Source organism: Pseudomonas sp. S32, assembly GCF_016648095.1.
Taxonomy (GTDB): Bacteria; Pseudomonadota; Gammaproteobacteria; order Pseudomonadales; family Pseudomonadaceae; genus Aquipseudomonas; species Aquipseudomonas parafulva.
In genome coordinates this window covers 1-8,829 of the sequence record NZ_JACVVF010000084.1, presented here as the reverse complement: position 1 = coordinate 8,829, position 8,829 = coordinate 1, and the positions used below count along the sequence as shown (strand labels likewise).

Genomic DNA, 8,829 nt, shown 5'->3' with positions numbered 1-8,829 from the left:
GCCCCCGCCCCCACAGCCGACCTTATTTATTGCCCACCAAACTGTCCACCGCCGGCACCCGCGTATCGCTCTCCATCTGCGCATCATGCTCCAGCTGGTGGCTGAACCGCTCCAGTGAAGCATTGGCCGGCTGGGAATCACTGGCAAACACAGGCGGGCTCAGCAAGTAGGCCGACAGCAACTGGCTCAACGCCGCCAGGCTATCAATGTGGGTACGCTCATAGCCATGTGTGGCATCGCAGCCAAAGGCCACCAGTGCCGTACGAATGTCGTGCCCCGCCGTCACCGCCGAATGAGCGTCGCTGAAGTAATAGCGGAACAGGTCGCGGCGCACCGGCAGCTCGTGATCACCGGCCAGTTTCAGCAGGTGGCGGGACAAATGGTAATCGTAGGGCCCCGACGAATCCTGCATCGCCACACTCACCGCATGCTCACTGGAGGCCTGCCCCGGGGCCACAGGGGCGATATCGATACCCACGAACTCGCTGACGTCCCAGGGCAGGGCGCCAGCAGCACCGGAGCCGGTTTCCTCGGTGATGGTGAACAGTGGGTGGCAGTCGATCAGCGGCTGGCGGCCACTTTCCACCACGGCCTTGAGGGCAGCCAGCAATGCTGCCACACCGGCCTTGTCGTCCAGGTGGCGGGCGCTGATGTGGCCGCTTTCGGTGAATTCGGGCAACGGGTCGAAGGCCACGAAGTCGCCAATGTTCACGCCCAGGGCCTCGCAATCTGCCCGTGTGGTGCAATAGGCATCCAGCCGTACCTCCACGTGCTCCCAGCTCACCGGCATCTGGTCGATGGCGGTGTTGAACGCATGCCCGCTGGCCATCAGCGGCAGTACGCTGCCACGGAATACACCGGTGTCGGTGAACACACTGACCCGGCTGCCCTCGGCAAAACGGCTGGACCAGCAGCCCACCGGTGCCAGCGCCAGCCGGCCGTTGTCCTGCAGTTGGCGCACGCTGGCGCCGATGGTGTCCAGGTGCGCGGATACCGCACGGTCTGGCGAACTCTGGCGGCCCTTGAGGGTGGCGCGGATGGTACCGCGCCGGGTCAGCTCGAAGGGGATGCCCAGCTCGTCAAGGCGTTCGGCCACGTAACGCACGATGGTGTCGGTAAAGCCGGTAGGGCTGGGGATGGCGAGCATCTCCAGCAGCACGCGCTTGAGGTATTCGAGATCGGGTTCGGGATGTCGCTCAGACATGTCCTGGCCTCCAGTCGTGGTCTTGAGAATGGATCAGCGTTCGTGCAGCGGCGGCCGGTCTCGGGCCGCCACTCACGGCGCTGTGTATCGTGTGTCAGCCTAAAGGCCGGCTGTGGGGGAACAGCAGATCGATGAAACGCTCTGCGGTGGGCTGCGGCTCATGGTTGGCCAGCCCGGCCCGTTCGTTGGCCTCGATGATCACGTAGTCCGGCTGGGCGGCATCGCGCACCATGAAATCCAGGCCGACCACGGGAATCTCCAACGCCCGGGCAGCCTTGACGGCCGCCTCTGCAAGCACGGGGTGCAGCGTTGCCGTCACATCCTCCAGGGTGCCGCCCGTGTGCAGGTTGGCAGTGCGACGCACGGCCAGCTGCTGGCCGGCAGGCAGAATGTGGTCATAGCCATACCCTGCCGCTATCAGCGTGCGTTCGGTTTCATCGTCCAGCGGAATGCGGCTTTCACCACCGGTCGCGGCCTGGCGTCGGCGGCTCTGGGCTTCGATCAACGCGCGGATGCTGTGCGTGCCATCGCCGGTTACCTGCGCCGGGTGGCGAATGGCGGCTGCAACCACCTCGTAACCGATCACCAGAATGCGCAGGTCGTGGCCAGCGTGGAAGCTTTCCAGCAGCACGCGGCTGTCGAACTGACGCGCCTGCTCGACGGCGTGGGCGATGTCTTCGAAGGTGGTGAGGTTGACCGCTACCCCCTGGCCTTGCTCGCCATCTACCGGCTTTACCACCACCGCGCCGTGTTCTTCGAGAAATGCGAGGTTTTCATCGGCGTTACCCGCCAACTGCTGCGCCGGCACTTGCAAGCCTGCGTTACCCAATGCCCGCTGAGTCAGGCGCTTGTCCTGGCACAGGGTCATTGTCACGGCGCTGGTCAGGTCGCTGAGCGATTCACGGCAGCGGATGCGCCGGCCACCCAGGCTTAAAGTGAACAGGCCAGACGCCGCGTCGTCGACCTGTACCTCCACGCCCCGGCGCAGCGCCTCGTCGACGATGATACGTGCATAGGGGTTGAGGTCGGCTTGCGGGCCAGGGCCCAGAAACAGTCGCTCGTTGATGCCATTCTTGCGCTTGACGGCGAAGGTGGGCAGGTTGCGAAACCCGAGCTTTTCGTACAGGCGCTTGGCCTGGCGGTTATCGTGCAGCACCGACAGGTCCAAGTAGGCCAGGCCCCGGCTCATGAAGTGTTCGATCAGGTGACGCACCAGCACTTCCCCCACCCCGGGGCGGGTGCAATGGGGGTCGACGGCCAGGCACCACAGGCTGCTGCCGTTTTCCGGGTCGTCGAAGGCCTTGGCGTGGTTCAGGCCCATCACGCTGCCAATGATCGCGCCACTGTCTTCATCCTCGGCCAGCCAGTACACCGGGCCGCCCAAGTGGCGGGGGGTAAGCAGTCCAGGGTCGACGGGCAGCATGCCGCGTGCCTGGTACAGGGTATTGATGGCCTGCCAGTCGCCGTCATTCTGCGCCCGGCGCACGCGAAAGCCGCGGAACACCCGTTGCGCCGGGCGGTAGTCGGTAAACCACAGGCGCAGGGTATCGGAAGGGTCAAGAAACAGCTGCTGCGGGGCATGGGCCAGCACCTGCTGGGGGGCTGCCACGTACAGCGCGATATCACGCTCGCCACGGCATTCGCCCAACAGATCTTCTGCGAGCTTGGCAGGGTCGGCGTAAGTGTGGCCGATCAGTAGCCGGCCCCAGCCGCAGTGCAGGGCACGGGGCTGGTGTTGAGGCTCGCTGCCATCGCCCGCCAGGCGTGCCTGCAGGCGCTCATACGAGGGCGCCTGGCCGCGCAGCAGGCGCTGGCCATAGGCAGTTTCGTGGGCTTTCATGGGTCAGAGTCCTTGTTCGGTCAGCCACAGGTTCAGCGCGGCCAGCTGCCAGAGCTTGGAGCCGCGTAAAGGGGTCAGCTGGCCGTGGGGGTTGCTCAGCAAACGGTCGATCATGGCCGGGTTGAACAACCCCCGGTCCTGGCTGGGGTCGGTGAGCAATTCACGTACCCAACCCAGCGTGGCGCCTTCCAGGTGCTTCAGGCCAGGCACGGGGAAATAGCCTTTTTTGCGGTCGATCACCTCGTGAGGGATCACACGGCGAGCCGCCTGCTTGAGCACATGCTTGCCGCCATCGGGCAGCTTGAAACGCCCGGGAATGCGGGCCGACAGTTCTGCCAGGCGGTAGTCCAGGAACGGGGTGCGCGCCTCCAGCCCCCAGGCCATGGTCATGTTGTCCACCCGCTTGACCGGGTCGTCCACCAGCATCACTGTGCTGTCCAGGCGCAGGGCCTTGTCCACGGCAGCGCTGGCACCGGGGCGGGCAAAGTGTTCACGCACGAAGTCACCGGCCGCGTCGTTGTCCAACTGCCAGGGCGCCTGCACCGTGTCACGGTATTCGGCGTGGCTGCGGTCGAAGAACGCCTCGCGGTAAGCCGTGAAAGCGTCATCGGCGCCATCCACCTTGGGGTACCAGTGGTAGCCGGCAAACAGCTCATCGGCGCCCTGGCCGCTTTGCACGCCCTTGCAGTGTTTTGCCACTTCCCGGGACAACAGGTAGAAGGCGATGCAGTCATGGCTGACCATCGGCTCGCTCATGGCGCGGAAGGCCGCTGGCAGCTGGTCGATGATTTCGTGTTCGGCAATGCGCAACTGGTGGTGGCGGGTGCCATAGTGCTTGGCGATCAGGTCGGAGTACTGGAACTCGTCACCGCGCTCGCCACCGGCATCTTCGAAGCCGATAGAGAAGGTGGACAAGTCCTCCACGCCCACTTCACGCAGCAGGCCCACCAGCAGGCTGGAGTCGACGCCGCCAGACAGCAGCACCCCGACGTCCACCGCAGCGCGCTGGCGGATGGCCACGGCGTCGCGGGTCGCGTCCAGCACGCGGGTGGTCCAGCCTTCCAGGTCCAAGTCACGCTCGTCGGGGTTGGGGCCGTACTGCAGCTGCCACCAGGTTTGGCGTTCTACCTCACCGTGGCGGTCGACGCGCATCCAGGTCCCTGGCTCCAGCTTCTGCACGTTGGCCAGCAACGTGCGCGGTGCCGGTACCACAGCATGGAAGTTCAGGTAGTGGTTGAGGGCGACCGGGTCGAGCATCGGGTCGATGTCCCCACCTTTGAGCAGCGCAGGCAGGGTAGAAGCAAAACGCAGGCGCTCGCCGTTACGCGACAGGTACAGGGGTTTCACACCCAGGCGGTCACGGGCCAGGAACAGGCGCTGGTTGTCGCGCTCCCAGATGGCCAGGGCGAACATGCCGTTGAGTTTTGGCAGCAGGGCCGCGCCCCAGGCGTGGTAGCCCTTGAGCAACACCTCGGTGTCGCCGTCGGACCAGAAGCTATAGCCCAGGTCCAGTAGCTCCTGGCGCAGCTCCGGGAAGTTGTAGATGGCGCCGTTGAAAGCCAAGGACAGGCCCAGGGTGTTGTCTACCATCGGCTGGGCAGAGCCGTCGGACAAGTCCATGATTTTCAGGCGACGGTGGCCAAGGGCAATCGGCCCCTGGCTATGAAAGCCCCACGCATCCGGGCCGCGTGGCGCCAGGTGATGGGTGATGCGCTCTACAGCAGCCAGGTCGGCTGGGCGAGGGGCTTGGCCGAGGGGGGTGAAACGCAGTTCTCCAGCTAATCCGCACATAAGTCCTTACCGGTTTTTCCGTTGGGGAGGGGGTGCCCCGGATTAGGGCACCTTCTGGAACTGACCCATGTGCTTTGTGAGAGTTTTAGAACGATCGGTTATAAGGCTTGGTGTGTAGTCAGGTGTGCAACCCACATTTTGGTCATTTACCGCGGATCAATTTGCGCAGCGCAAAGCGGTTTGGGTGGCAGGCTTCGGCCACGGTTCGCGGTAATGGCAGTGGCTCCCCGCACACCCAGGCGGCCACCAGTTCGCCGCTCAACGGTGCGGTTATCAGCCCGCGAGATCCGTGGCCGCTATTCACGTAGAGGCCGTTTAGCCAGGGGCAGGGCACTTGGGGCTGCTGCCGGGCATCGCGTGCCAGCACGGCATAGGCGTCGGCGAAAGCCTCGGGGTCGGCCAGGGGGCCGACGATCGGCAGGTAATCGGCGCTGGTGCAGCGGAAGGCCGCGCGCCCCTGTAATTGCGCTGCATCCAGGGTGTGGGCGCCCAGCCGATCGGCCAGGTCGGTGGAGATCTCGTCCAGCAGCTTCAGGTTACCCTGGTGTTCTTCCAGGGTAGGTGCCACGTCCTGGCTGTGGAAATCGAAACTGGCGCCCAAGGTGTGTTCATCACCGCGTGGCGGCGCCACATAGCCTTCTGCACACAGCACCGTGCCCAGTGCACGGCTGGTTGGCGTGGCCGGCAGCCGGGTAACCTGGCCGCGAATGCGCTTGAGCGGCAGGCCTGCACAGGGCGCGAAGTGGCGTACGTCCGCGGCACCTGCCAGTACCACCACCGGGGCGCTTGCCAGCAACCCCTCACCGCCCCAGGCCTGCCACAGCCCATCGACCTTGCGCAGCTCGGCCACCTCCTGGTGGGTGATGGTGCGGATACGCGGGTGCTGCAGCTGCTGCCTGCATAACGCCGGCGGGTGCACCCAGCCGCCTTCAGGGTAGAACAAGCCGCCTGCCGGCAGTGTTACCCCGGCAATGGCCTGGGCCTGGTCTTGCGAGAGTGGGTGCAGCAGGCCCGTGTCGAAGGCAGCCGCCAGTTTGCGCTGGCGCTCGGCCTCCTGAGTGTCGAATGCCAGTTGCAGCACCCCGCAGGCGTCCCAATCTTGGCCGCGCTGCAGGTGCTCCAGTTGGCGACGGGTATAGCCGAAACCGGCCACGATCATCTGTGAAAGCGCGGTGCCGTGGGCCGACAGCTTGAGGTACAACACCCCTTGCGGGTTGCCCGAGGCTTCCTGCGCAGGTGCGGCATGACGCTCCAGCACCGTGACGTGCCAGCCGCGCCGGGCCAGGCTGGCCGCCGTGCTGCTGCCCGCCAGCCCGGCGCCAATCACCAGCGCCTGCCTGGGGCCCGGGGCAGGGGCCGGGCGGCGGTACCAAGGTGCCGTGCTGTCAGCCACCGGCCCCACATAAGCGCCACTCATCACCTCCCACTTCTTGCCAATGCCGGGCACTTTCTTCATGGCAAACCCGGCCTCCACCAGGCTGCGCCGAACCCACCCGGTGGTGGTGAAGGTGCCCAGCACCGTGCCGGGGTGTGAAAGCCGGGCCAGCTGGGCGAACAGCTCAGGCGTCCACATGTCGGGGTTCTTGGCCGGGGCGAAGCCGTCGAGGAACCACACATCGACCTGGGCATCGAGCTGGGGCAGTTGTTCGAGTACATCCCCCACCAGCAAGGTGAGGGTCACCCGGCCTTCGGCGAAGGTGAACTGCTGGTAACCCGGGTGTACGGCCACGTACTGCGCCAGCAGCGGCTCGCCAAAGGCTGCCAGTTCTGGCCACAGCCTGACCGCGCGGGCCATGTCGTGGTGGCTGAGCGGGTACTTTTCGACACTGACGAAGTGCAGGCGGGCGCCTGCCGTGGCGTGCTGTTCGAACAACTGCCAGGCGCAATAGAAGTTCATGCCGGTGCCAAAGCCGGTTTCGCCGATTACCAGGCAGTCATGGGCGGCCAAGGCAGTGAAACGTTCAGCCAGGCGCGTTTGTCCGAGAAACACGTGTCGCGTTTCATCAATGCCTTCGTTAACGGCAAAGTACACATCGTCGTACTGCCGCGAATGCGGGCGGCCCTGGTCATCCCAGTCAATCTGGGCGTGCTGAAGGAGGGTAGTTCCGGTCATGTCTGGGTGAGCGGCAAGCTGCAAGAGAAGTGCAGATGTTCGCATGACCAGGCTTTTCTTGCAGCTAACCCCTTACAGCTTGCAGCTCACAACTTGCAGCTTGCAGCTGACCTTCTGCCGCTTGATTTCCGCTAATCTTGGTTATCCATCAAAGGAGCCCATGCATGTTCGAATCCGCCGAAATCGGCCACAGTATCGACAAGGAAACGTACGACGCCGAGGTGCCCGCCCTGCGCGAGGCCCTGCTCGAAGCCCAGTACGAACTCAAGCAGCAGGCGCGCTTCCCGGTCATCGTGCTGATCAATGGCGTGGAGGGTGCCGGCAAGGGCGAGACGGTCAAGCTGCTGAACGAGTGGATGGACCCGCGCATGATCGATGTGCTCACCTTCGACCAGCAAACCGACGAAGAGCTGGCGCGGCCACCGGCCTGGCGCTACTGGCGGGCCTTGCCACCGAAGGGGCGCATGGGGGTGTTTTTCGGTAACTGGTACAGCCAGATGCTGCAGGGCCGGGTGCATGGGGTGTTCAAGGACGCTGTGCTGGACCAGGCCATCACGGGTGCCGAGCACCTGGAGCAGATGCTGTGCGATGAAGGCGCGCTGATCATCAAGTTCTGGTTCCACCTGTCCAAGAAGCAGATGAAGGCGCGGCTGAAATCGCTGAAGGACGACCCGTTGCACAGCTGGAAGATCAGCCCGCTGGACTGGCAGCAGTCGCACACCTATGACCGCTTCGTGCGGTTTGGCGAGCGTGTGCTGCGCCGCACCAGCCGCGACTACGCGCCATGGCACATCGTCGAGGGCGTAGACCCCCACTACCGCAGCCTGGCGGTGGGGCGCATTCTGCTCGAAAGCCTGCAGGCTGCCCTGGCCAACAATCCCAAGGGCAAGCACCAGGGCAACGTCGCGCCCTTGGGCCGCAGCATCGATGAGCGCAGCTTGCTGGGCGCCCTGGACCTGACCCTGCGCCTGGACAAAGCTGACTACCAGGAGCAGCTGGTAACCGAGCAGGCGCGCCTGGCTGGCCTGCTGCGCGACAAGCGCATGCGCCGGCACGCGCTGGTAGCCGCCTTCGAGGGCAACGATGCCGCCGGCAAGGGTGGCGCCATCCGCCGCCTGGCAGCAGCGCTGGACCCGCGCCAATACCGCATCGTACCCATCGCCGCCCCCACTGAAGAAGAGCGCGCCCAGCCATACCTGTGGCGCTTCTGGCGGCACATCCCGGCCCGGGGCAAGTTCACCATCTTCGACCGCTCCTGGTACGGCCGGGTGCTGGTCGAGCGGGTGGAAGGCTTCTGCAGCCCGGCCGACTGGATGCGTGCCTACAGCGAGATCAACGACTTCGAAGAGCAGTTGGTGAATGCCGGCGTGGTGGTGGTGAAGTTCTGGCTGGCAATCGACCCCCAGACGCAGCTGGAGCGCTTCGAGGAACGTGAACAGACCCCGTTCAAGCGCTACAAGATCACCGAGGACGACTGGCGCAACCGTGACAAGTGGGACGATTACAGCCAGGCCGTGGGCGACATGGTGGACCGCACCAGCAGCGAGATCGCGCCCTGGACGCTGATCGAGGCCAACGACAAGCGCTGGGCCCGGGTGAAGGTGCTGCGCACCGTCAATGAAGCGCTCGAAGCCGCGTTCGCCAAGCACAAGAAATAGCTAGCTGCTCGCTTTCGCAGGGGGTTGGTCCAGCCCACACCCCCTGTAGATACTCTGTTGCCGGTCAATCTTTTTGAGGTGCGTAGCGCTAAACAGCTTGGCCGTATCAAAGGGCTCATCGCCACGCATGCATGCCCAGGCACCTGTCAGGTGTTCGCCGTAACAGGATCTGCGCCTGCGAGACCGAGCGCCGCCCGCGCGGCGCATCGCGAGCTGCGCTCGC

At 64.9% G+C, this 8,829-nt stretch carries 6 protein-coding genes; 2 read left to right on the top strand and 4 right to left on the bottom strand.

Annotated features, from left to right (window positions below; translation table 11 throughout):
- Nucleotides 1-22: 22 nt before the first annotated feature.
- The 4 genes from IAE38_RS23240 to mnmC form a co-directional block, all read right to left on the bottom strand.
- Nucleotides 23-1,204, bottom strand: a complete 1,182-nt coding sequence (locus IAE38_RS23240; protein ID WP_028634681.1) for an osmoprotectant NAGGN system M42 family peptidase — start codon at nucleotides 1,202-1,204, stop codon at nucleotides 23-25.
- Nucleotides 1,205-1,298: 94 nt separating this feature from the next.
- Entirely contained in the window at nucleotides 1,299-3,044 is a 1,746-nt protein-coding gene (ngg, locus tag IAE38_RS23235; RefSeq protein WP_201219511.1) for an N-acetylglutaminylglutamine synthetase, read from the bottom strand.
- Between the two features lie 3 nt (nucleotides 3,045-3,047).
- Nucleotides 3,048-4,835: an N-acetylglutaminylglutamine amidotransferase gene (locus IAE38_RS23230; protein ID WP_028634683.1), complete on the bottom strand. Its 1,788-nt coding sequence runs from the start codon at nucleotides 4,833-4,835 to the stop codon at nucleotides 3,048-3,050.
- Nucleotides 4,836-4,977: 142 nt separating this feature from the next.
- Nucleotides 4,978-6,915: a bifunctional tRNA (5-methylaminomethyl-2-thiouridine)(34)-methyltransferase MnmD/FAD-dependent 5-carboxymethylaminomethyl-2-thiouridine(34) oxidoreductase MnmC gene (gene mnmC, locus IAE38_RS23225; RefSeq protein ID WP_328822906.1), complete on the bottom strand. Its 1,938-nt coding sequence runs from the start codon at nucleotides 6,913-6,915 to the stop codon at nucleotides 4,978-4,980.
- Between mnmC and IAE38_RS24180 the strand changes: the two genes are divergently transcribed.
- Nucleotides 6,826-7,083 (top strand): hypothetical protein, encoded by a 258-nt coding sequence (locus IAE38_RS24180; RefSeq protein ID WP_328822907.1) that lies wholly within the window; start codon nucleotides 6,826-6,828, stop codon nucleotides 7,081-7,083. The genes mnmC and IAE38_RS24180 overlap by 90 nt on opposite strands.
- 29 nt (nucleotides 7,084-7,112) lie before the next feature.
- Nucleotides 7,113-8,606, top strand: coding sequence for a polyphosphate:AMP phosphotransferase (gene pap, locus IAE38_RS23220; RefSeq protein ID WP_028634685.1), 1,494 nt, complete (start codon nucleotides 7,113-7,115; stop codon nucleotides 8,604-8,606).
- The last annotated feature ends 223 nt before the right edge of the window (nucleotides 8,607-8,829 follow it).

Excerpts from the sequence above, each read along its gene's own strand:
- IAE38_RS23240 (WP_028634681.1), bottom strand. The coding sequence starts at position 1,204 with ATGTCTGAGCGACATCCCGAACCCGATCTCGAATACCTCAAGCGCGTG.
- ngg (WP_201219511.1), bottom strand. The coding sequence starts at position 3,044 with ATGAAAGCCCACGAAACTGCCTATGGCCAGCGCCTGCTGCGCGGCCAG.
- IAE38_RS23230 (WP_028634683.1), bottom strand. The coding sequence starts at position 4,835 with ATGTGCGGATTAGCTGGAGAACTGCGTTTCACCCCCCTCGGCCAAGCC.
- pap (WP_028634685.1), top strand. The coding sequence starts at position 7,113 with ATGTTCGAATCCGCCGAAATCGGCCACAGTATCGACAAGGAAACGTAC.